Raw genomic sequence first — 22,988 nt, 5'->3', positions numbered from 1 at the left:
AGGGAGCAGGGTCCCAGGCCGGTGCTGGCGCACGGGCCGCTTGCGTCGGCGGCGCTGTCCACCACGACGGTCCATGCATGGGCCGTGGCGATGCAGCCTTGCGACAGCAATGCCAGGGCGAACAGGCGCAGGGGCCTGCGTGCCGCCGTGGGAGTGAATCGTTGCCTGTATATGCTCATTGCCTTTTTACTTTCCCTGAAATGGACTGCCGAAACGCCTTGCGGGCATTGATTGCGCAATTGCTGGAAAGGGCGCTGCAATTTCGCATGTGCGGCGTCTGTGTGGAATATCCCGGGGCCTGACCCAAGAAAATGAAGCAGCCCTTGTTGATGAATCAAGCCGGCAATGATCCCCGGGGCATCCGAGTATCTGAACCTCGAAATCAAGGCAGGCTTGCCTGAGGCATGAAGCGATCATCCATGATGTAGCCTTTCATTTCAGCAAAGCACAATGTTCATGCTCACAAACAGTTATAGGCATGAGCGCAGTAGTCCCTGAACGTCAGAGTTGCTAAAACTCTGCAAGCAGCATGACCGCGCGACGATAGCAAACATCTGTGTTCAATTCGCGTATCTGTTGTGTTGGCCAGTCCTAAAAAAGCAAACCCTGGGAGGCGCGCGACACACCGTGATGCGCTCGTCTCCCTCTGGAGCCTCGAGATCGTTCAATCGTCACACGTGACAGACGAGCCATCAGGGTAACTCCCTGATATCTATGTGGCAACTTGGGAATATAAAAACTAGTTCATCACGCCGTTTTTCAAAAACTCCGTAGATTCTTAAGGTATATTTAAATCGCAGTGAAAATAGGTTTGCGTGCACTCCGGAGTTCGTATAGCATTGATTGCCGTGTCATTCCGGCACCGGCTGGCGGACGGATGTGACTGGGGTCAAAAAATTCCTAGCCCGTACTGGACTCCATCCTGCTGATTCCTAGATGGCCAGCAATTTTTCAGCGAGCATAGTTATGAGACGTTGGCAACGATGGGCGGTTGGTCTCGTAAGAGGATATGAACTACTGATAATCGTATCGATTTTTATGATGGGCATTGCCCTCTTGATCCGGCCGGAAATATCAAAAATTCTAATGTACCGTTCAGCCGGCACGCTGGGCGAACTCGTTGTAGACCAAATTGACGATGTGTTTGATGCTGCATCGCAAACACTGCAAAACGTTGATGCATCCCCACATCAAGATTGCTCAAATGATGATTTTAATACGCTGCGTTCCGTCTCGGTTCGTTCAAGTTACGTCAAAGACATCGGTCGATTAGTAGATGGGGAAACGGTTTGCTCAACAGTTCTAGGCGTACTTGCTAAACCAGTTAAACGTACTAATCCACCTGTCCCTCTAAATGAAAATTTATCAGCGTTCTGGGCAGTTCCATTGATATCGGATAATTCATCGAAGGGTGTGGTGATCGTATCAGATAGGTCAGATCTTGTCTTGGATCTCAATGCTTTTCACGTAACAAAGAGAAATGGATTGCTTTACGATATTGGTCTGTCGCGTGAGCAAAAGTCACCGGTCATTGGATTGGATTCGAACGGTTTGCCAAGATTAATAAATGATAATCAGATGATGGGTGAACCTGTAGGGCAAAAATTTTGCTCTAAGCGATATTCACTATGCGCAACAGTGCTTGCTAACCAACGTGCACGAGAAATTTTCTGGCAGCGAAGTCTGTGGCTGACTTTGGGATGTGGCCTGGTTTTTGGTGTCTTGCTAGGTTTTATCTCGCAAATTATTTATCGTCGCATATTCTCTTTAAGATCGCGCATTCGTTACGCACTTGTTAATAAGGAATTTTCAATAAAATATCAACCAATCGTATGCATTAAGCAGCCTCAGAATATTGTTGCTGCTGAGGCATTAATTCGGTGGCCGCAGGGGCCAGTGAACACAGATGTTTTTATATCTATTTCGGAAAAATATGGAATTATCCCGTATATAACGGAATTTGTTTTATGCACGGTTCTGGAGGAAATGAAAGATGTTTTTGAAAAACACCCTAATTTCCGAGTTTCAATTAATGTGAGCTCGCCGGAGCTCATTGATGGAAGTCTGTTAAATGCGTTGAAAAAATATTGGCCGAAATCAATTCCTCGCAAGCATATTGGTTTTGAGTTAACTGAGCGGACTAAAGCTGAATTACGAGAAATTCTTCCAATATTAGAGCTTATTCATGGTATGGGTCATGTGATTTATATGGATGATTTTGGAACTGGATACTCCAGTCTTTCACAATTGCAAAATTTTCCAATTGACTATCTAAAAGTTGATCGATCTTTTCTGCCTATGGATATAGATGGCGAGAAAGGCTCAATAATTCCGGAAATAATAGCTATAGCACGTCGACTTGGAGTAAAGCTTGTATTTGAAGGGGTTGAGACAGAACAACAAGTCTCTATGTTGGCTCAATATTCAGATGAAATCTCCTGTCAGGGTTGGTATTTCGGCCGCCCTGAAAATTCCGAGGCAATTGCTCGAATGCTTTCATTAGAAAAATTAAATTAGCTTAGCGCAATCTATTTGAAATAATAATATCAGATGTTTTAATATATTCTTCATGGCATTGGGTTTGAATTATTCTCAAGCTATTTTTAATTTTTGATTAGGTGTTAATTTATTTACTGACGCCAAGCTGTATATGCTTTATTGTGCAAAATCTGCAAGCGAGAATAACGAGTAGAACTGCACGATGCTCTGGGATGGACTAAGAGCGGTTAACATAAGTTGGTCAGAAGCCCCCGCAGAACGTTATGCTCGCTGCCCTCATGGCACGACGACCCGTAAGCAAAGAACTGTGGCGACAGCTACAACCCCTGATCCCAGCCTTCGTGCCTTCTGCCAAAGGCGGTGCGCGCAAGCTCGCAGTCAGCGATGAAGCTGCCCTCAACGGCATCTTGTTCGTGCTGCAAACAGGCATTCCATGGGAAGACCTTCCCCAATCCCTGGGCTACGGCAGCGGCATGACTTGCTGGCGGCGTCTGCGCGACTGGAATGCCGCTGGTGTCTGGGAGCGGCTGCACCAGGCCATGCTGACTCGCTTGCGTGAACATGACCAAATCGATTGGAGCCGGGCCAGCATTGATGGCTCCTCGGTACCAAGCCCCCGGGGGGCCAGGAAACGGGTCCAAACCCCACGGACAGAGGCAAGCTCGGCTCCAAGCGGCACATCGTCGTAGATGCCAGAGGCATCCCGCTGGTGATCTTGGTCAGCGGCGCGAACCGGCACGACTCCAAGATGTTCGAGAGGTGCGTGGACGCGATTCCTGCGATTGCTGGCCTGCCAGGACGTCCCCGTAGAAGACCGGCAAAGCTGCACGCCGACAAAGGCTACGACTTCAAGCGATGCCGAGCCCACCTGAGGCAGCGGGGCATCATTGGCCGGATTGCCAGACGAGGCATTGAGAGCAGCGAGCGGCTGGGCAAACACCGGTGGGTGGTGGAGAGGACGCACAGCTGGTTTGCAGGCTTTGGCAAGCTGCGAATCCGCTTTGAACGACGGCTGGATATCCACGAAGCGCTGCTGAAACTGGCAGCGGCGATCATCTGTGCGCGCTTCGTGGATCGGTGGTGTTAGCCAGTCTTAGACCTGCCGATTGCGAAGCCTACTTCGTAGACGACGTTTAGATTCAAATACGTGATGTCAGCGACCACGTACTCGGATCTATCAATTCCTTCCAGTATCGGCGAAACGAGTGGATTGCCTGCAATGTCGTTGAACTCCCACGGCTCATAGTGGATTCGCTTTCCAACCTTGCGGTTCGCTTTGGCTACTCCTGTGGAGATGAGTTCAGCAAGCTTGCTATCACGCGAGGAATATGCAACGAAAGCCTGTGGAGTTTCGGTCATGAGAATTGTGCGAGGTGGACAGGTTCGCCAATAGTAGCGGACGCGGAGGCGAACAAGTGAGCTGCTGCCGGGTTTGATGCCACCTCTGAGCGAACGCTTCGGGTCGTCTGCTGCCACCTGAGAGGGGCTGGTCTTGCTGCTGCAACTCGGGTTCTCAGTCTCATTCCGCCAAGCGGACGGCAAAAGTTAGACCCATAAAAAACATAAAAGTCAAGCATCAAACCTACGGTCCTGACCGTACGTTTTCAGGATGACTTGGGTCTGCATCGTCCGTATGGTGCTCGGCCATGGCAATCGACCGTCTCCAACCTTGTAGTTCCTATCCCAAGACATCATTCAGACAGCAAGGATCATCAACCCGAGGGCAGGGCTCTCTGCCCTCATCAATACAGCAGCTCGTGCAGTTGTGCAATAGCCGTAGATGTTCGAGGGCAAGATGAAGAGTCTTGCCGCACGGCTGCTGGCTATGTCGCCCTGGTCTAGGCATCGTAGGCTGTCGCCTGCAGAAGACAAGCATGGGCTTGGCGCAGTGGCCGAATCAGCGCAGGCCCAGATGCCAGCCGTAGCGGGCACGGAACCCGGCTGGCTTCGGGTGCTGAGTTCCGACCAGCTGCTCGCTGTCGTGCGCGCAGAAAAGGCTTTGGATGCCATGTGGCGCCAGTCGCACCAGAGCCATGAAGTCTGGGAGCGAGATCTTTTGCCGGCCATCCATCGGTACGCAGCGTTCGTGCAATTGATGCCTGCGTCAGAGGCGCACCACCATGCCCACGCAGGCGGGCTGCTCTCCCACACCATCGAGATTGTCCTGGCAGCCCTGACATGGCGCAACGCCATGCTGTTGCCTGGCGGCTCCCAGATCGAGGAGATCGATGCGCAACGTGACCAGTGGAGCTACGTGGTGTTCTTCGCCGCGCTGCTGCACGACATCGCCAAGCCCATGACCGATCTGCGGATCCAGTGGCGTTGTGATGGCATGGCCGATTCCATTCGCTGGACACCTGCAGGCGGCAGCCTGGTTCAGATCACGGCCCGGCGTGCTGCCGCCGAATACCTGGTCGATTTCACGCCCAAGAGCCAGCGCGACTACAGCGCCCACGGCAAACTGGCGCAGCTGCTGCTGTCTCGCATTGCGCCAGAGTCGGCGCTCGTGTTCTTGGCCCAGACGCCTGCAGCCATGGACGCCCTGGAGCAGTATCTCAGCGGCCAGGACCGCGACAGCTTGGTGGCCCAGCTGGTGCGCCGAGCCGACCAGGCCTCGACGCAGCGCGCTCTGCTGTCGGGTCACAAGGGCCGCTTCCCGACCTCCAAATCCAAGCCGTTGATCGACTTGCTGATGCAGGCCATCACCAGCATGCTGCAGGCCGGCACCGATCTGCCGCTGAACCGCTCAGGTGGCGCGGCCTGGGTGTTTGAGGGAGCCATCTGGTTCGTAGCCAAGCGGTTGGCGGATTCGGTGCGCGAATGGATCAAGCGTAATGAGCCCGATGAGGCTGTACCAGGGGACTCGAAGAACGATCGGCTATTCGACACCTGGCAGGACTATGGCGTCATCGACCTGAACCCGTCCACCGGGCAGGCTATCTGGCATGTGACCGTGCAGGGAGAGGCATCAGAACCTGCGGCAGATCGAGGAGGCTATGAGCACGACCTGGCCATGCTGCGATTTCCCTTGGCCAAGGTCTTTTCGCACGAGAGCAAGTATCCGGCGCCCATGCAAGGCAGATTGATCATGCGGCAAAAACGCAAGGATGAGGCCGGGGAGGGCGGGGTCTCAACGGAGGCCGTGCAGCTGCAGATTCCTGCGGCAGGTTCTGGTGGTAAGGAAGATGCGGCAGGCCATGCACCCGAAGCTGCAGCACTACCAGCCAGCCCTCGCGTGCCTGTAGCTGCAGCTGCGCCCAAGGCGCCAAGCAAGCAGGAATTGAAGCTTGCGGCAGTCATGCGTGAACCGGCGTTCAGGGCACCCTCTGCTGCGGCAAAGTCACCTGCAATGAAATCTGAAACTGGCACAGCACATCAGGCACGAAAGATTGATGCAACGCCAGTGAGCCCCCGGGATACTTCTGCACCCGGACGTGCCCCTGCAACGGCTCCAGCAGAAGCTGGCCGAGCAATCAAGGCAGAACCAGTGCCTGGAACAGCTGGGGTAGCTGAACCTGGCGCAACTCGGCAACCAGAGAATGCGGCAGTACCAGCGCCGCCGCCGGCGGCGAGTTCTTCAATCGATTTTGACCCAGGCGATGCAGCCTACCTGCTCGACCAGAGTGACTTCCTCGATGAGGCCGAAACTGCAGCAGCGATGCGACCAAAGAAAGGCCCACGGCCGCGGAAGCCGGCGCGGGCCAGGGAGGAAAGCAGTGCGGTGCGCGAGCAATCATCAGAAGCTGCCGCAGGCTTGGACGAGGCCCAGGCAACGCCAGAGCCTCCAGCACAGCCTACCGCCCAGATCCTTTCATCTGAACCTGCAGCAGTGCCTACGCCCGAGGCGACGCCACCAATACCTGTTCCTCCTACTCGGCGCGCCACGAGCGTCGCTTCCGAGTATCGGAGCCTGAGCGACGAGCTCGATGACTTGCCCACTGTCGTGGTGCGTTCCAGGCCCGAGCCACAGGCTGCACGCTCAGACGACCCTCAGCCGGTATTGCTCTTGCAGCAGCTACCCAAGATCGAAGGCCAGGAAAGGCCTGCGCACGAGCCCAGCGAGTTGGCGTTGGACTTCATGCGGTGGGTTCAGCAGGGCTTGGTTGATCGTGAGATCAAGTTCAACGAGACGGGGGCAGCCGTGCATTTTGTCGAGCAAGGCATGGCGTTGGTGTCGCCGTTGATCTTCAAGAAATTTGCTCAGGAACATGCCGACCTGGCGGAAAGCCCAACTGAGCTGGCCATAAAAGTACAGCGGGAGGTCATCAAGTGCGGCTGGCACCTACCGGCAGCCAATCGGACCAACATCGTCGCGTTCGAGATTTACTCGCGCGGCGATGTCAAAGGCCGGCTTTCATGCGTTGTCTTGGTCGAGCCTAGTCGATGGGTTCAGCCAGTACCACCCAGTAATCCCGCTCTCAAAATGATCTAAAGATTTCGTCAACGTGAGTATTATTTAGGAGAAACCATGAGCTCAGCCATTCAGCCATTCAGCCATTCAGCCATTCAGCCATTCAGCCATTCAGCCATTCAGCCATTCAGCCATTATATACCATTTTGCAAGGCTGTATTGTGCATTGCAATAATAATTGCATTTATTTCTCCAAATAATTCATTCGCAGAGAAAATATTTGTGACGCCTGGATCTTTGGCCGGTTATACCTATTACCCGCCAGAAAAGAAAAATGGAGGCGGTGGCGGCGGAGGTGGTGATGATTCAACGACCTTGCAGAGATGTTTATTCACGGTGAGCGAGGCTGATAAAACCGTGACCGTAAATCCCGAAAAACTCTACGATTATGAGAAGCCAATTCAGATGCAGTACACGATTGTTGGTGGAGACGGTGGCGGAGGGTTTGCAGGTGGTGGTGGCGGTTCGTCTGCGATACTTTTGAATGGTGCAGCTGCTGTGGTCGCTCCTGGTGGAAATGGTGGAGAGAGGGCGAAGGAGTTGAGAGGACGAATCGCTATCAATGCCAAGGACCGGATTCGATTTGTTATTGGCGGCGGTGGAGGAGGGGGTATTTCCTACTCTGACAGCTTTGGCACCAACGTGCTCGTGGGAGGAGGTGGTGGTGCTGGATGGCAAGGTGGTGGGGCAGGCGCATCACACGTGAGCGAGAGCATCTCCTACACAGACAACAAGCAGGCGGCTGGTAAAGGCGGTGGAAGCGTGCCAGGGCAGGGTGGCTATGTGCAGGGGGGCTTGTCGGGGACATCAGGTATTGGTTCACAGGCAGGGGTTGCGACCTATCCGGATGGTGCAAGCAATAGCTATGGAACGGATAACAATAGAGAGTATAAAAATCTTGGGCAAATAAGTGGCGGTGTAAATACTTTTAGACTTCAAGAGCCCCAGATTTCAAGAATTCCTGCGACGGCCTTGCGCCAGGGGTCCATGTCCAGGCCATTTTTCAAAACATATACTCCGAATTACTATGTCGATTTGCCTACAGCGGTAGTCAACGGGGTATTCAGAAAATTACCTAATGTTGAGCAGTTTGTTGTGATTTACGGCGGTGGTGGTGGGCAGTCGGGCCGGTCTGGTTTTCCTGGCTCGTTCATCATTGGCGGGTGTGACCGATGCTTCGGTTATGGCTATGGAATATCATACACATTCAGGGGGAAAACCAATGAATATTTTGACAACACTGGGATAAGTGGTCCAACTATCGAGAGTTTGCAGCCTCCAACGTTAGATCTAAATTTAACGAGGCCATTTGTTAATGACGATCAGCCTGCGAATCCTGGACAGGTCGCAATTAGTTATCAAGCGCCGGTGTGTGGCTTGCTTGAGTGAAAAGCACTATCTATTAAACAAATTATGAGATTCAACGCACATTCTAAAAACCAAGAAGCGAAGGTAGATCTGGATGCTGACCAGCGCCTCGGGCTGTGGAGATCGAGGCCTTGGCAGCACCGGGCGCTGTATCGTTGGAACGTCTTCTTGGCCTATGCGGGCGGGCTGGTCACGGCCAGACATGTCTGGGATGCCTTGCGCCATCCTCACGAGGTGATCATGTTGCCGTTGCGTCCGCCGAAGCGCGGGATGATTTTTGTGTGTCCTGCGGCTGTGCGTGAGTACACGGAGATGTGTGCTGCAAGCAGCACGGACGCGAGTGCTAAAAGCGTAGCGCTGGAACGGCCTGAGAAGCCACTCAGCGGGAGGGAAAAAGTTCAAACGGTTGACAGTTTGGAGCGCAGCACATAGAGTCCGAACCGTGCGTCAACGAGGAATCTTCTGAACATAAATGTCCGCTCAGTTAGTGATCGCTACGACTGTGAGCCCCATCAAAGCTCACTTTTTTTAGAGATCATCTAATAGATACGATGTATATTATGTTAAATCACAGTTGCGATTAGCATTGTCCAAACCCAGGTAAGGCACTCTTCCTGCACCAGGCCTGCCTGTCTTCCGCCTCTTTTTTCAGCTGTTCAACCCTCTTCCCAGGCTCTCCAGTTCCTGCCTCAACAACAACTCCGTCTCCTGCGGTTCGAATTGGCGTTGCAGCAGCGGGATGGTGAAGACGTAGCGTGCGTCGTGCACGCCGTGGGTTTCATCGCGGCGCAGGACGTAGGCCAGTTGCAGGCGGGCCAGGGATCGGCGCAAGGCCTGGGCCTGGCCGGTGGCGCCGTGGGCCTGGACCAGGGCGTCGAGCGCGGTCAGGCTGGTGTGACCTTGCTGGGCCGTGTGATAGACGGCGATGCGGTCCAGGCGGCAGGCCTGTTCGTCGGTGCTCAGGCGGCCCCAGCCGACCAGGGCATCCTGTACGGGCTGGGATTCCAGCGCCTGGCGCAGGTGGCGCTCTTCGATCACGCGTTCGTCGGGCCCCAGGGCTTGCAGGCATTCCTGGCAGAGGATGGCGACCAGATTGGCCCGCTTGCCGCTGGCCTCGATCAGGCGTTCGGCCAGGGCGTCGTTGGCGTAGCCCACGCGCAGCCTGCGCAGCGGCTCGGTGGCCAGTGCCTGGCAGGCGGATGGCTCCAGGCCGCCGATGGCCAGGATGTCGCCGAAGTTGCGCAGCGGCGACTGGTAGTCGAGCAACGCTGCCGCATAGAGATCCCAGAATCCAGCCAGCATGAACCAGCAACGGCCCTCCTCGCTGAGCGCGCGCAAGGCGCTGAGCTGGGGATAGCCGTTGCGGGCCTCATCGCGGAAGAACAGGTCGGCCTCGTCGATCAGCAGGTACAGCCGCCTGCCCTGCGATTGCGACTGCAGGTGTTCGATGATGGCCTCCAGCGGTGTCTCCACGGGCAGGCCGAACTGGGTGGCCAGGCGCGGCGTAAGGCGGTGGTCGCGCAGCGAGAGGTAGTGGCAGGCAATGGACGGATGCTCCTGCAGGCGCCGTTGCACGGCCTTGAGCAGGCTGCTTTTGCCGAGCTGGCGCCCTCCCACGACCAGGTAGTTGGCCGGTTCGCGGTTGAGTACGCGCGCCAGCAGGCGCTCGCGGCCGAAGAAAACGTCCTCGCGCGTCACGCCGCCGCGCGTCTGGTAGGGCGAGATGCGCGTGACCTGCAGCTGCGCGGCCAGCAGCCGCAGCAGCACCTGCGCGGGCTCGCCGCCCATCAGCCATTCGGTCTGACCGGGGCTGTCCAGCACTGCGTGCAGATTGGCGCGGTCCTGGGCATGGCGCTGCAGCAGCGGCATGGGCGACTGCGGATGGTGCGGGCTCACGATGAGCACCACATCGCCGCCGGTTTGCAGCAGGCGCAGCTGGCGCACAAGTTCGCCCTCTTCCAGTTCTTCCAGTTGCTCTGGCAGCGCATAGACCAGGCAGCGGCCCAGGGCGATGGGCAGGTCCGGCGGCAGCGTCCATTCGAACATGCCACCGGACACGGGCCATTCGCCCTCGGCGGTTTTGCAGGTGGCCGACAGTCGTTCGGCCAGGGCGCGCACGCGGGCGGCGGGGCTGGCGCCGGCAAGGCGCAGGGCACGCTGCCAGTCGGGCGGGCGTATGCCTGCGGCGCGCAGCACGGCGGACCGCCGGCCGGTGAGCCGCAGCAGCCGGTCCAGCTGGGGAAGATGCTGATACGGCTTGCGGCGCAGGCGCCCGGGCTTGAGCTGCGCCGGGCCTATCAGCGGATGGCGGACCAGCCACAGCAGGGCCAGGCCGCCAAAGACCAGGGCGCAGGTCCAGATGATGTTGCGCAGCCAGCCAAAGGGTTCGTGCTCTGGCTGGCCTGGCGAGGGGCTGCAGTTCAGCGGCAGATAGCGTGGCGGGGTGGGTGGCTGGCCGCCCTGGCAGCTCCAGTCCTGGCTGGGCATGTTCAGCTGCAGCAGGACCTGGGTTCCTGAGAGCACGCCCATCTGGCTGTCGCGCACGATGTCCGCCTGCAGCACGAAGGGCCTGGGCGAACTCATGCGCACGCGGGGCTCGGCAATCTCCGGTGCCACGCTGGCGATGTCCTGCGGCCAGCTTTCATGCTGGCGCACATGCTCCATCAGGGCCAGGCGCCACAGGATGATTTCGTTCCAGACCCGCCCTGAACTTTCCGCGCCCTGCAGGCTGCCGCGGGTAACGGGGTTGTAGCGGGGCAAAAGTATGGCGGTGCCTATGAACAGCGTGAACAAGGCCAGCAGCGCGGCGCGCCAATAGGATCGGGGCAGCTGCAGAAGGCGGGCCGGGCCGCTCATGCCTGCAGCACTGCCATTGCGGCTTCGCGGGCGATGTCGCAGCGCCAGTGCAGGTGGGCGCCCTCGCCCGCTCCGCGCACCTGCAGCAGGTTGCCCCAGAACAGGCGCCGCAGCACGGCATCCTGCAGATAAGGCCGCGCACGGCCCAGCGATGCCGCATCCACCAGGCTTCGCAATTGATCGCGTGCGGCCGGCTCCTGGGCCAGTGGCAGCAGGGTCTGCCACAGGCGCGCACTGGCCACCAGATGGGCGCGCAGCAGTGGCGAGTGCACGGCAGCGATGCCCACACCCTGCTCCACCAGCCATTGCAGCGCTTCCTCGAAGAGCGCGGGATGCCCGCCCGTCAGGGCCTGCAATGCCACGATGACCTCGGCCGGCCAGGCTGTTGCCGGCCAGCGCTGGCGCGCCATCAGGGCCAGGTCTTCCTGCGTGGGATCGGGCCAGTGGGCCACCTGGCCGATGTTGAGCAGGGACAGGTCGCCGCTGCGGTACTTGAGGTCGGCCAGCGCTTCGCTGCCGCACAGCAGCAGGTGCAGGCGGCCGCTGTGCATTTCGCTGAGGCTGCGCAGGATGCCGGCCAGCGTCTCGCGCAGTGCGGCCGTGCCTTGCTCGAAACGGCTGACCAGGCAGAACAGGCGGCCGCCTGCCAGCAGGCGCTTTTCCAGCAGGGCCTCGAATTCGTAGTCCGAGCCCACCTCGCCCAGCCCGCACTGCCGGCCCAGGGCCGCAAAGTAGTCGGCCGGGGCCGTGCTCACGCTGTACGGCGGCTGGATGTGCAGTACCGCCTCGGCGCCGTACTGGGCGCGGGCACGCAGCAGCAATTCCTGGCGGAACGGGGGCTGACCCCAGTGCGCGGGAGACAGCAGCATGGTGATGGCATAGGGCGAGGCCTGGGCCAGCTGGGCAAAAAGCCGGTCCATGAAGCCGGCAAAAGGCTGGGCGCCAGCGGCTGGCGCCTGCAGCGGGAACTGCGTGGCAAAGCCGGCGGCGGAGAACAGGCGATTGGTCTCCGCCTCCGTCAGCCGCAGATACTGGGCGCAGGCGGCCAGCCGGTCGCGCGAGCGCGGATTGGGCAGGGAAACCCCATTCCTCCAGTTGTTGACGGCTTCCCGGCTCAGCCCGATCTCGGTGGCCACCCCCGAAGCGCTGGCACGGATGCGGCGCATGTACAGACCCAGAAGATGGCCGAAATCCTCGTGAACGCCTGCGGCCACGGCGGGGCCCTGCTCGATTGCGGTGGGCTGCATCAGCGTTGGCCCTGCTCAAAAAGACGGCGCCTGATGGCGCATGTCCATCCTGCCGTGACGACGGTCGGTATCCACATCCTGTTCACCCTCTCCTGGGACTTTGCCGGATCTTGTGCAATTTGTTTCATTCTGCCGAGCGCGGATTGTCTCAGGATGCCGGGTCGCTGCCGCCCTGCCCCGCAAACTCCCGCCGCGCACTGGCCATCCGGTACAGCGGCAGCACGACCGCCAGTACCAATCCCAGGGCCAGCCAGAGCCACAGGCCCTTGCCTCTGAAAGCCAGGGCGGCAACGACGGTGAAGGCGACGGCCTCGCACAGTCCGCGAAAGCCTGCCCGCAGCATGAACAGGCCCGCGATGCCGTCCACCGGCGACACGCCGCTCTTGCGCAGGCTGGCCATGGTCTCCAGCAGGGCCTGCACGGACTCCTGGGCCTGGCGATTGCGCTCCTGGTCACGCTCGCGCAGTTGCCTGATGGCCATGGGCTGGGCGGGATTGCTGAGTGAGGTGCCATCGTTGCCCTCTTCCTCCCCCGGGCGCGGATAGACCTCTGCGTCGGGATCGACCAGCACCTGGCGCTCCGGGTAGCGGGCCAGCCAGGCATGGTGGCTGACCCATTGGCCGGCATCGAAGTGATAGCGCTCGCTCTCTCCCACCTGGTCGTAGAAGACATGCAGCACCGCCGCCTGCAGGCCGTGCTGGAACAAGGTCTCCAGCAGCCGCCAGGGCATGCCGGCCGTGGTGCGGGTGTCGAAGCCCAGCTCCAGATGCTGGGGATGGCCCAGGGCGCTGGCATTGGCCCAGTCGTCATCCCACAGCGCGGACCGGTCCAGGGCGGGGTCCAGCTCATGGATCCAGCGCTCGGCCTGCTCCCAGGACTGCCGGGCCAGGTACTGGCAGATCAGTTGCACGCGGCGCAGCTGCAGGGGCGTATCGAAGAACAGATAGAGGTGATGGACGTTGCTGGACATGGCGGGCCTGAGGCGTTTGCAGGAATGCCGCGATTGTTCAATTGCAGTTGCCAGCCGGCCCTCCCAGGCCTGTCCAGCACGCGGCTGGCAGGCGCTGCCGCCGGTTGACATTCTGTCCACTGCAAGAAGCGGGATGCAGGCGCTGCGGCGGCGCCCTAGACTGCGGCAATTGCCCACAGCGCCCATACCGCCAACCGCGCCCGCCATGCACAACCTCCGCCTTTTCGACAACGAAGCTTGCGAATCCGCCCCGCCCTGCCAATGGACGCAGATGGAGCACCAGCTCGACGAGCACGGCTGTGCCCGGCTGCCCGGCCTGCTGGACGCGCAGCAATGCCGTGACCTGGCGGCCCTCTACACCAGGGAAGACGGTTTTCGCTCCCGCATCGTCATGGCCCGTCACGGTTTCGGGCGTGGCGAATACCGGTATTTCGACTACCCCTTGCCACCTCTGCTGCAGCGGCTGCGCGAACAGCTGTATTCCCGCCTGGTGCCGGTGGCCAACCGCTGGAACCAGCGCATGGGGCTGGATGTGCGCTATCCGGACCGGCTGCAGGACTTCCTGGCGCGCTGCCACGCGCACGGCCAGTTGCGGCCCACGCCGCTGATCCTCCAATACGGCGAGGGCGACTACAACTGCCTGCACCAGGATGTCTATGGAGAGCATGTGTTTCCGCTGCAGGTGGTGTTGCTGCTGTCGCGGCCGGGGCAGGACTTTGCGGGCGGCGAATTCGTCATTACCCAGGCCGATGGCGACCGGCAACGGGCCGATGTGATGGCGCTGGACCAGGGCGATGCGCTGGTCCTGGCCGTGCGCCACCGGCCCGTGCCGGGGCGGCGCTCAGGCTACCGCCGCGCGGCCATGCGCCATGGCGTCAGCCGCGTCCGAAGCGGCCATCGCCATACCGTGGGGCTGATCTTTCATGACGCACTCTGATATGACGCACTTTGATGGACGGCCGGTATGAGCACGCTGGATCTTTTTGCCGATGAATCTCCCATGGGCATCGAACCCATTGGTCCCCGGTCCGTGGTGCTGCGCGGCCACGCCCTGCCTCATGCGGCGCCACTGCTGGCTGCGGTGGACGGCGTCATGGCCCAGGCGCCGCTGCGCCATCTGGTCACGCCGGGCGGCTTCACCATGTCGGTGGCCATGACCAACTGCGGCGCGCTGGGCTGGACCAGCGACCGGCGCGGCTACCGCTACAGCGCCATCGACCCGGTCAGCGGCCAGCTCTGGCCCGCCATGCCGGCCGTGTTTGCGCAGCTGGCGGGCGAAGCGGCCGCCGCTGCGGGCTTCGAGGGCTTCGCGCCCGACGCCTGCCTGATCAACCAGTACCTGCCCGGCAGCCGCCTGTCTCTGCACCAGGACCGCGACGAGCGTGACCTGGACGCGCCCATCGTCTCGGTGTCACTGGGCATGCCGGCCACATTTCTGTTTGGAGGGCTTGCGCGCGCGGACAAGACGGCCAGGGTGTTGTTGCAGCATGGCGACGTGGTGGTCTGGGGCGGCGTGGATCGGCTGCGCCACCACGGCGTGTTGCCGCTCAAGGACCAGCCCCACCCGCTGCTGGGCGGGCGGCGCATCAATCTCACGTTTCGCAAGGCGGGTTGAATGGCGGGGTCGACATGGATGGGCTGAACAGCAGTGATCGCTTCGCCGGCCTGGACTGGGGCCGCATTGCCACCCAGCTCGATGCAGAGGGCCATTGCCTGCTGCCACGGCTGCTGAATGCGGATGAAAGCCGCGCCCTGGCTAGCGAGGCGGCCATGCGCAATGGCCTGCCGCCCTCCCTCGACACATGGCGCCCGGTGCTGTACCGGCATCTGCTTGCCATTGCCAATCGCTGGCGTGCCCAAATGGACATGCAGCCTGCCCTGCCCGCCTCGTTCGAGGCCTTCGGGCAGCTGGGCCACCAGCGCGGCCAAATGCATCCGCAGTCGCACCTGCTGCATGTGGCGCAGGCGGGCCATGCGCCGCTGCGCTCATACAGCGAAGGTGCGGCGGTGTTCCCGCTGCAGCTGGTGCTGCTGCTGTCCCGGCCGGGCCAGGATTTCGAGGGCGGCGAATTCGTGATGACCGAGCAGCGCCCGCGCATGCAATCGCGCCCCATGGTGCTGCCGCTGGGCCTGGGGGATGCGGCCATCATCGCCACGGGGCCGCGCCCGGTGCGCGGTGCGGCAGGCTTTTACCGCGTGCATCTGCGGCATGCCATCAGCCGCGTTCACCGTGGCGAGTGGCTGGGTGTGGAGCTGCTGCTGCACGACGCGCCGCAGGCTACCGACGCGGGCCGCTGGCTATAATGCCGCGCCTGCAAAGGCATCCGTGCATCAGGTGTCCACATGCCAGCCATGGGGATGAAACGGGAACAAGGTGACTGCCAGCAAATGCTTTTTGCGCTGCCGGCACAGGCCTTGGCTGCCCCCGCAACGGTAAACAAGTCAAGGCGCTCCACGCCTGTCCCGCCAGTCTCCGCAACCCTGCGGAGGGGCGATGACAGGCTGTCACTGGTCCATGGCGTGGTCTGCAACATGCAGCTTTTCGCGGGTGGATTGGGAAGACGGGGCGCTGGGCGCAAGGCATGTCCTTGCGCCGCTTGTGAGCCCGGAGACCGGCCTGCTGCGTTTCGCGCCCGCTGAGCGGGCGCTTTCTTGACTGTCTGCGGGGTGCGGATGGCAATGTCCTGCACCCTATCCTTGCACGCTGGCTGGAGAGGCGGCAGTGCCTTGCTTTCGCATCAGGCGGTCGAAGACCGATGTTCGAAATGCATTCCTCCCTTTCCTGCGTTCCCAGCACCCGTGCTGCCGATTCCCTTTGCCTTCGGCTGAGCCCGCTGGCCCTGGCCTGCGCCTTCCTGTCCGCTCCTGTGCAGGCACAGACTGTCCTGCCCGAAGTGCAGGTCACCGGCCAGGCCGAACGCATCGGCCAGCAACTGGCCCAGCCTGCGCGCTCGGCCAGCCATACCGGCGTCTCCAACCAGGAAGTGCCTGCCAGCGTGGATGGTGTTTCTGCCGAGCAGATGCAGGAGCGCGGCGACTACGCCCTGGTGGACGCCGTCACGCGCACCGTGGGCCTGACGTCCAGCAGCACGCCGGGCAATGGCGGCCTGTCCTTCAGCAGCCGCGGCTTTGCGGGCGTGAACTCCGTGGGCGTGGCCGAAGACGGCATGGTGCTGGGCGTGGCCGCCGGCACCACGGCCTATCCCGGGGACAGCTGGGGCTACGAGCGCATCGACGTGCTGCGCGGCCCGGCCTCGCTGATGTATGGCAGCGGCACCATGGGCGCCACCGTCAACGCCATCCGCAAGCAGCCCAGCCGCACCAGCTCGGCCGAGGTGCTGCTGGGCGCTGGCACGGACGACACGCTGCGCGTGGGCCTGGGCGTGACCGGCGCCCTGGGCGCCTATGCCAGCTACCGCATCGACAGCTACACCGCGCGCAGCGCGGGCGAGCGCGACCTGGACCAGTCGCGCAACGGCAAGTTCATGAGCACGCTGCGCTTGGAGCCCACGAGCGACCTGCAGATCGACCTGATTGCCGACCGCAGCGTGCAAAAGCCCAGCCGCTACTGGGGCACGCCGGGCCTGGACGGCAAGGTGGTGGAGTCCCTGCGCGACCGCAACTACAACGCCGAAGACAGCGTGCTGCGCTATGCCGACGAGCGCCTGCGCGCCAAGGTGCAATGGAAGGCCAATGACTGGTTGACGGTGCGCAACGAGCTGTACCACGTGCAGTCGGACCGCCACTGGCGCAACATCGAGGCCTACGCGCTCAACCCCGCCACTTGGACCGTGGGCCGCTCCGACTACCTCGAAATCCTGCACGACCTGGAGCAGACCGGCAATCGCCTGGGCCTGAACGTGGACCGGGGATCGCACAAGATCGCCATGGGATGGGAGGCCGCACGCATCAACCTGCGGCTGTCCAACAACTCGCCCTATGGCGGCTCGTCCACGGTCTCGGCCTGGGACCCCGTGCATGGCAGCTGGGCCAGCCCCGATGTCACCAAGGCCAAGACCGAAACCGGCGTGACCCAGCATGCGCTGTACCTGGAGGATGCCTGGCGCATCAGCAACCGCTGGCTGGCCATGGCCGGCCTGCGCCGCGATGTCTACGACTTTGCCAGCCACTCGCTGGTGGGCGGCACGGATTTCAACAAGACGCTGGCCGCCACCTCCTGGCGCCTGGGCCTGACCTATGAGCTGGCCCGCGACACCCATGTCTATGGGCAGATCAGCTCGGGCCATGATCCCGTCAACAGCCTGGTCTCGCTGAACCTGGCCAACACGGCTTACAAGCTGAGCAAGGGCCGCCAGGCCGAGATCGGCATCAAGCAGCAGGTGGCAGGCGGGCGCGGCGAATGGACGCTGGCCGTGTTCGACATCAAGAAGGACAACATCATCACGCGCGACCCCGACCGCCCGGCCATCTCCATCCAGGGCGGCAGCCAGTCCTCGCGCGGCGCCGAGGTCACTGCCAACTTCCAGGCCACGCCCACCCTGCGCCTGGAGGGCAACCTGTCCTATGTGGATGCCCAGTTCGACACGCTCATCGAGGCCGGCGGCAACCGCGCCGGCAACCGCCCGCAGAACGTGGCCAAGACCACGGCCAACCTCTGGGGCCACTACCGTGTGGGCGCCTGGCAAGCCTCGCTGGGCCTGCGCTACGTGGGTGACCGCTTTGGCAACAACGCCAATACCGTGAACCTGCCCGCCTACACCGTGGCCGACGCCGCGCTGAGCTGGCAGGTGGACCCGCGCACCACCCTGAGCCTGATCGGCCGCAACCTGGCCGACAGGGTCTATGTGGGATCGAGCTACGGCAGCCAGTTCCTGGTCGGGCAAGGCCGCCGCTTCGAGATCGCGGCGCATATCCGGTTCTGATGGCCATGGCGCGCTCCCACCGCCTTCGCGGCCTTTGCACAGCCGCCCTGGCCGCCGCCCTGCTGCTGGCCGGCTGCTCGCGCAGCGATTCCAGCACCACCAGTGAACTGCCGGCACCGGCTGCCGTACCGCAGGCGCCCGTGACCGTCAATGTCTGCGGCAGCCCCGTGACCTACGCCAACGCACCGCTGCGCGCCGTGACCCATGACGTGAACATCACCGAGATGTTTCTCTTCCTGGGCCTGGGCGAGCGGCTGGTGGGCTACAGCGGTATCACGCAGGCCAAGCAGATCGACCCGGCCTTTCAGGCCCAGCTGGCCCGCGTGCCGCCGCTGGCCGAGCGCGAGATGAACCTGGAGGCCATCCTGGGCGCCTCGGCCGACTTCGTCTTCGGCGGCTGGAGCTACGGTTTTCGCCAGGGCCAGGTCACGCCCGAGGTGCTGCAGCGCCACGGCATTGCCTCATATGTATTGTCCGAATCGTGCATCCGCGTGGGGCCGCGCAGCCAGGTGGCGCTGGAAGACGGCCTGACCGACCTGCGCAACCTGGGCCGCATCTTCCGCATCGACGCCCATGCCGAGCAACTGGCGCAGGGGCTGGAGCGCGAACTCAAGGACCTGCGCGAGCGCATGCAGGGCGTGCGGCAGCGGCCTGCGGTCTTCGTCTACGACAGCGGCCAGGACATCCCCGTGACCGTGGGCCGCTACGGCATGCCGCAGGCCATGATCGAGGAAGCGGGCGGGCGCAACATCTTCGACGATATTCCCAGCAACTGGCCTGCAGGCAACTGGGAGGACGTGGTGCAGCGCAACCCGCAGTGGATCGTCATCATCGACTACGGCCAGCCCCATGCCCAGGGCAAGATCGACTTCCTGCTGGCCAAGCCCGAGCTGGCCGGCGTCGATGCCATCCGCGAAATGCGGTTTTTCGTCATGACCTATGCCGAGGCCACGCCCGGCCCGCGCAATATTGCGCGGACCCGCGCCCTGGCGCAGGCCCTGCACCCCGACCGCATGCCGGCGCCCAGCCATGCGGCCAACTGACTTCCGCTGGCCCAGGCGCCCGGGCGCCGCCCGCCTCTGGTGCCTGCTGCTGTTCGCGGCCCTGTTGCTGGTGATGACGCTGGCCATCACCTGGGGGCCCGTGGACATGCCGGCCGGCACGGTCTGGCGCATTGCCTGGAGCCGGTTGCTGCAGGCGCTGGGCATGCAGCCGCCGCCGCTGGAGGGCATCACGCCGCAGCACCAGCAGATCGTCTGGCTGATCCGCATGCCGCGCGTGCTGCTGGCGGCCCTGGTGGGCGCGGGGCTTGCCGTGGTGGGCACCATCATGCAGGCCATGGTGCGCAATCCGCTGGCCGATCCCTATCTGCTGGGCGTGTCCTCGGGTGCGTCGGTGGGCGCCGTGGCCGTGCTGGCCTTCGGTGCGCTGGCCTCGGCCGGCATGTACGCCCTCACGGCCGGGGCCTTTGCCGGGGCGCTGGCGGCCACCGTGGCGGTCTACCTGCTGGCGCGCTCCCAGGGCCGCATCCATGCCACGCGGCTGATCCTGGGTGGCGTGGCCATCGGCTATGTGCTGGCGGGCGTGACCAGCCTGATCACCCTGTCATCGGGCCAGCGTGACCTGGCCAATGCCCTGCTGACCTGGACGCTGGGCAGCCTGGCAGGCACGCAGTGGGAGGAACTGGGCATTCCCACCGCCGTGCTGGCTGCGGGAATGCTCTGGCTGGGGCTGCAGACGCGCCCGCTCAACGCCCTGCTGGCCGGTGACGAGGCCGCCGCCACGCTGGGCGTGGACACGGCACGGCTGCGGCGCGCACTGTTCCTGGCGGTGTCGCTGCTCACGGGCACCATGGTGGCGGTCAGCGGCGCCATCGGCTTTGTGGGGCTGATCGTGCCGCACGCCGCGCGCATGCTGGTGGGCACGGACCACCGGCGCGTGCTGCCCGTGGCCGCCCTGGCCGGCGCCCTGCTGCTGGTGCTGGTGGATCTTGTCGCGCGCACGGCCTTTGCGCCCATGGAACTGCCCGTGGGCGTGATCACCTCGCTGATCGGCGGGCCCTTCTTCGTCTGGATGCTGGTGCGCCAGCCGGTGCAGGGAGGGCGCGGCCCATGAAGCTGCAAGCCCAGGACCTGTGCTGGAGTGCCGACGCCCGGCGTGTCGACGCCCGGCGCATCGTGGACCAGGCCAGCCTTGCCCTGCACAGCGGCGAATGCGTGGGGCTCATCGGCCCCAACGGCAGCGGCAAATCCACCCTGCTGCGCATGCTCTACCGCGTGCTGCGGCCCGACGCAGGCTGCGTGCTGCTGGACCAGCGCGACATCCGGGACATGACGGCGCGCGAGTTCGCGGCCCAGGTCTCGGTGCTGGCGCAGGAGGCGCCGCAGAGCTTTGACTTCACCGTGCGCGAGGCGGTGATGATGGGCCGCATCCCCCACCAGTCCCCCTGGGCGGGCGACAGCGCCGAGGACCTCGCCTGCATGCGGCAGGCGCTGGCCCAGGTGAATGCCCTGTCGCTGGAGGAGCGGCGTTTTTCCAGCCTGTCCGGCGGCGAAAAGCAACGCGTGCTCGTGGCCCGCGCGCTGGCCCAGCAGCCACGGCTGATGCTGCTGGACGAGCCCACCAACCACCTGGACATACGCCATCAGCTGGAGTTGATGTCACTGGTCCGGCGCCTGCAGATCAGCAGCATCGTCGCCCTGCACGACCTCAACATCGCCGCCCACTACTGCGACCGTCTCTATCTCATGGAACAAGGCCGCATCGTTGCCCATGGCACACCGGCCCAGGTACTGACCCCGGCCACCATCGGCCAGGTCTACGGCGTGGCTGCCGAGGTGGACATCCATGCCGCCACCGGCCGGCTGCGCATCAGCTTCATTCCCGATGAACTCCTCTGAAACTTCCATCCCGCCCGGGCCCGACGCCGTGATCGTGCTGGGCCGCGGCGGCACGGGCGCAGCATCGCGCCAAAGCCTGATCGAACTGGCCGATGCCTTGCGCCAGACGCTGGAGCCGGCCTGCAAGGTCGTCACATCCTTCGTGGACAAGGCCGCACCCTCGCTGCCCGAGGCGCTGCAGCAATGCCTGCCGGCGCGCTCCATCGTCGTGCTGCCCCTTTTCTCGCCCGACGAGCCTGCCCTGCTGCGCTGGCTGCACAAGCTGGCCATGCGCTGGCGCTCGCAACTGCCGGACCAGACCGTGCAGGTGCGGTTTGCCGACCATCTGCTGGGCGCTGCGGCCATGCCCGCGCTGCTGCTGTCTCAGATGGCCCAGGCCCTTCAGGCCCCCGACATTGCCGAGACCGCTGGCGACCAATGGCAGCACGATCCCCAGGCCTGGTCCCAGGTGCCGGACCACCAGCACCACGCCCTGGTCTGCACGGGACCGCGCTGCACCGCCCTGGGCGCCGTGGCCGTCTGGCAAAGCCTGGGCGAGGCAGTGCAGGCCAGCAGCGAACTGCGTGCCAGGCTGCGCCTGCTGCAGACCAGCTGCCAGTACCCCTGCAACCATGGCCCGCTGGCCATCGTCTATCCGGACGGCGTCTGGTACGGGCGGCTCACGGCCGAGAATGCCGCCGAAGTGATCGAAACCCATGTGCTCTCGCGGCAGGTCTGCGCGGAGCACCATGTGCACGGGCCTGTGGAGCTGGGGACGCGGGCTTCGTGATGTCTCAGGGCTGTGCCGCCTCCAGCTCGGCCAGCCTCACCGCCACAAAATCCCGCAACGCACGCACCAGCGGCGTGAACTGCCTGCGGCTGGGGGCGACCAGGAACAGCGGCACGCACTCGGTCGTCCAGTCGGTGCACAGCGCAAGAAGGCGGCCCCGGGCCAGGTCCTCGGCCACGTCGAAATACGACTTGTAGGCAATCCCCCGCCCGGCCACGGCCCAGCGCCGCACGGCATCTCCGTCATTGGCCACATTGCGGCCGCGCACCCGCACATGGACGGGCTCAGGTACGGCAGCCCCCTGCCCTGCCGGCCAGAAGCTCCAGCGGTCGTGCACTTCCTCGCCCAGCATGAAGCACAGGCAGTCATGGCCGGCCAGGTCGTGGGGGGTGGCGGGGGCGCCGCGCTGCTGCAGATAGGAGGGCGCGGCGCAGAGCACGCGGCGGTGCGTGTCCGACAGCGGCAAGGCCACCAGGCTGGAATCCTGCGGCCTGCCATAGCGAAATGCCGCGTCCACAGGCTCGCTGTAGACATTGGCCGCGCGGTCGGACAGGTGCAGGCGCAGATCCACGCCTGCGTGCTGGCTCTGGAACTCGTCCAGCCAGGGCATGAGCACATTGCGGCCCAGGTCGGAGGGGGCGGCCAGTTGCAGCGTGCCGCGCAAAGCGGCCTGGCCGCCAGCCAACTGGTCGCGCACCTGGCGCAGGCCGGCCAGCGCGGGGCGGCAGTGCTCCAGAAACAGCTCGCCCTCCTGCGTGAGCCGCAGGCTGCGCGTGGAGCGCACGAACAGGGTCACGCCCAGCTCTGCCTCCAGCCGCTTGAGCGCTGCGCTGGCCGCAGCCGGCGTCAGGTCCAGGGCACGCGCCGTGGCCGAGAGGCTGCCGCTGTCTGCGGTGCGCACGAAGATATCCAGGTCTTGCAGGCTTTTCATGGGCGTTCGCCAGGCTTTGATTTTCAAAAACTATTTGAAGCTTAGTCCAACGAGAAAGCCATTTGTCGTGCTTGCGCCAACTGGGCGCAGGGCCTGGGATGGAAGCCGGCTTCCATCCTTTGGCAGCGGATCTTGGCGCCGGGGCAACCGTAGT

At 62.8% G+C, this 22,988-nt stretch carries 17 protein-coding genes and 1 riboswitch; of the genes, 12 read left to right on the top strand and 5 right to left on the bottom strand.

The features are described from left to right. Window positions 1-936 precede the first annotated feature (936 nt). Window positions 937-2,517, top strand: a complete 1,581-nt coding sequence (locus PO605_RS29015) for an EAL domain-containing protein (RefSeq protein WP_082001611.1) — start codon at window positions 937-939, stop codon at window positions 2,515-2,517. A 260-nt stretch (window positions 2,518-2,777) separates the two neighbouring features. Continuing rightward, window positions 2,778-3,586, top strand: a protein-coding gene (locus PO605_RS29010) for an IS5 family transposase (RefSeq protein WP_272207247.1) whose coding sequence is annotated in 2 segments (ribosomal slippage) — window positions 2,778-3,108 and window positions 3,108-3,586 — 810 coding nt in all. Because the reading frame shifts where the segments join, the coding sequence is not laid out codon by codon here. Here the strand turns inward: PO605_RS29010 and PO605_RS29005 are convergent. Then, window positions 3,583-3,858 carry a hypothetical protein gene (locus tag PO605_RS29005; RefSeq protein ID WP_156136039.1) on the bottom strand — a complete coding sequence of 92 codons (276 nt, stop codon included), beginning with the start codon at window positions 3,856-3,858 and terminating at the stop codon, window positions 3,583-3,585. The genes PO605_RS29010 and PO605_RS29005 overlap by 4 nt on opposite strands. Before the next feature lie 421 nt (window positions 3,859-4,279). Here PO605_RS29005 and mobH point away from each other — a divergent pair, with 421 nt between their 5' ends. Both mobH and PO605_RS28995 read left to right on the top strand, forming a co-directional pair. Beyond that, window positions 4,280-6,931 carry a MobH family relaxase gene (gene mobH, locus PO605_RS29000; protein ID WP_231574411.1) on the top strand — a complete coding sequence of 884 codons (2,652 nt, stop codon included), beginning with the start codon at window positions 4,280-4,282 and terminating at the stop codon, window positions 6,929-6,931. 36 nt (window positions 6,932-6,967) lie between these two features. Then, window positions 6,968-8,299 (top strand): hypothetical protein, encoded by a 1,332-nt coding sequence (locus PO605_RS28995; protein WP_272207246.1) that lies wholly within the window; start codon window positions 6,968-6,970, stop codon window positions 8,297-8,299. Window positions 8,300-8,926: 627 nt separating this feature from the next. On the opposite strand, the gene PO605_RS28990 is transcribed toward PO605_RS28995, so the two are convergent. From PO605_RS28990 to PO605_RS28980, 3 genes are all read right to left on the bottom strand, one after another. Further along, a complete protein-coding gene (locus PO605_RS28990) occupies window positions 8,927-11,134 on the bottom strand; it encodes an AAA family ATPase (protein ID WP_272207245.1) in 2,208 nt (735 codons plus the stop codon). Further along, window positions 11,131-12,381, bottom strand: a complete 1,251-nt coding sequence (locus PO605_RS28985) for a hypothetical protein (protein ID WP_272207244.1) — start codon at window positions 12,379-12,381, stop codon at window positions 11,131-11,133. Before PO605_RS28985 ends, PO605_RS28990 begins: the two co-directional genes overlap by 4 nt. 148 nt (window positions 12,382-12,529) lie before the next feature. Next, window positions 12,530-13,351 carry a hypothetical protein gene (locus PO605_RS28980; protein ID WP_047474790.1) on the bottom strand — a complete coding sequence of 274 codons (822 nt, stop codon included), beginning with the start codon at window positions 13,349-13,351 and terminating at the stop codon, window positions 12,530-12,532. Window positions 13,352-13,556: 205 nt separating this feature from the next. On the opposite strand from PO605_RS28980, the gene PO605_RS28975 reads away from it, so the two are divergent. The 8 genes from PO605_RS28975 (at window position 13,557) to PO605_RS28940 (ending at window position 21,903) form a co-directional block, all read left to right on the top strand. Then, window positions 13,557-14,288, top strand: coding sequence for a 2OG-Fe(II) oxygenase (locus PO605_RS28975; protein ID WP_016453410.1), 732 nt, complete (start codon window positions 13,557-13,559; stop codon window positions 14,286-14,288). A 27-nt stretch (window positions 14,289-14,315) separates the two neighbouring features. Beyond that, window positions 14,316-14,966 (top strand): DNA oxidative demethylase AlkB, encoded by a 651-nt coding sequence (gene alkB / locus PO605_RS28970; RefSeq protein ID WP_047474791.1) that lies wholly within the window; start codon window positions 14,316-14,318, stop codon window positions 14,964-14,966. 14 nt (window positions 14,967-14,980) lie between these two features. After that, window positions 14,981-15,655: a 2OG-Fe(II) oxygenase gene (locus tag PO605_RS28965; protein WP_047474792.1), complete on the top strand. Its 675-nt coding sequence runs from the start codon at window positions 14,981-14,983 to the stop codon at window positions 15,653-15,655. Window positions 15,656-15,667: 12 nt separating this feature from the next. Further along, window positions 15,668-15,986, top strand: a riboswitch (cobalamin riboswitch). 121 nt (window positions 15,987-16,107) lie between these two features. Then, window positions 16,108-18,234 (top strand): TonB-dependent receptor, encoded by a 2,127-nt coding sequence (locus PO605_RS28960; RefSeq protein WP_047474794.1) that lies wholly within the window; start codon window positions 16,108-16,110, stop codon window positions 18,232-18,234. Further along, entirely contained in the window at window positions 18,234-19,277 is a 1,044-nt protein-coding gene (locus PO605_RS28955) for an ABC transporter substrate-binding protein (protein WP_047474796.1), read from the top strand. The genes PO605_RS28960 and PO605_RS28955 overlap by 1 nt, the downstream gene beginning before the upstream one ends. Then, window positions 19,264-20,349, top strand: a complete 1,086-nt coding sequence (locus PO605_RS28950) for a FecCD family ABC transporter permease (RefSeq protein ID WP_047474798.1) — start codon at window positions 19,264-19,266, stop codon at window positions 20,347-20,349. The genes PO605_RS28955 and PO605_RS28950 overlap by 14 nt, the downstream gene beginning before the upstream one ends. After that, window positions 20,346-21,134 (top strand): ABC transporter ATP-binding protein, encoded by a 789-nt coding sequence (locus tag PO605_RS28945; protein WP_047474801.1) that lies wholly within the window; start codon window positions 20,346-20,348, stop codon window positions 21,132-21,134. The genes PO605_RS28950 and PO605_RS28945 overlap by 4 nt, the downstream gene beginning before the upstream one ends. Further along, window positions 21,121-21,903: a (2Fe-2S) ferredoxin domain-containing protein gene (locus PO605_RS28940; RefSeq protein WP_231574559.1), complete on the top strand. Its 783-nt coding sequence runs from the start codon at window positions 21,121-21,123 to the stop codon at window positions 21,901-21,903. Before PO605_RS28945 ends, PO605_RS28940 begins: the two co-directional genes overlap by 14 nt. A 4-nt stretch (window positions 21,904-21,907) precedes the next feature. Here the strand turns inward: PO605_RS28940 and PO605_RS28935 are convergent, their stop codons facing one another. Continuing rightward, window positions 21,908-22,834, bottom strand: a complete 927-nt coding sequence (locus tag PO605_RS28935) for a LysR family transcriptional regulator (protein ID WP_013802414.1) — start codon at window positions 22,832-22,834, stop codon at window positions 21,908-21,910. Between the last annotated feature and the right edge of the window lie 154 nt (window positions 22,835-22,988).

It is taken from the genome of Delftia sp. DT-2 (assembly GCF_028401915.1).
Classification (GTDB): domain Bacteria; phylum Pseudomonadota; class Gammaproteobacteria; order Burkholderiales; family Burkholderiaceae_C; genus Comamonas; species Comamonas tsuruhatensis.
The sequence above is the reverse complement of the archived record's forward strand: the minus strand, read 5'-3'. Positions and strand labels throughout refer to the sequence as shown.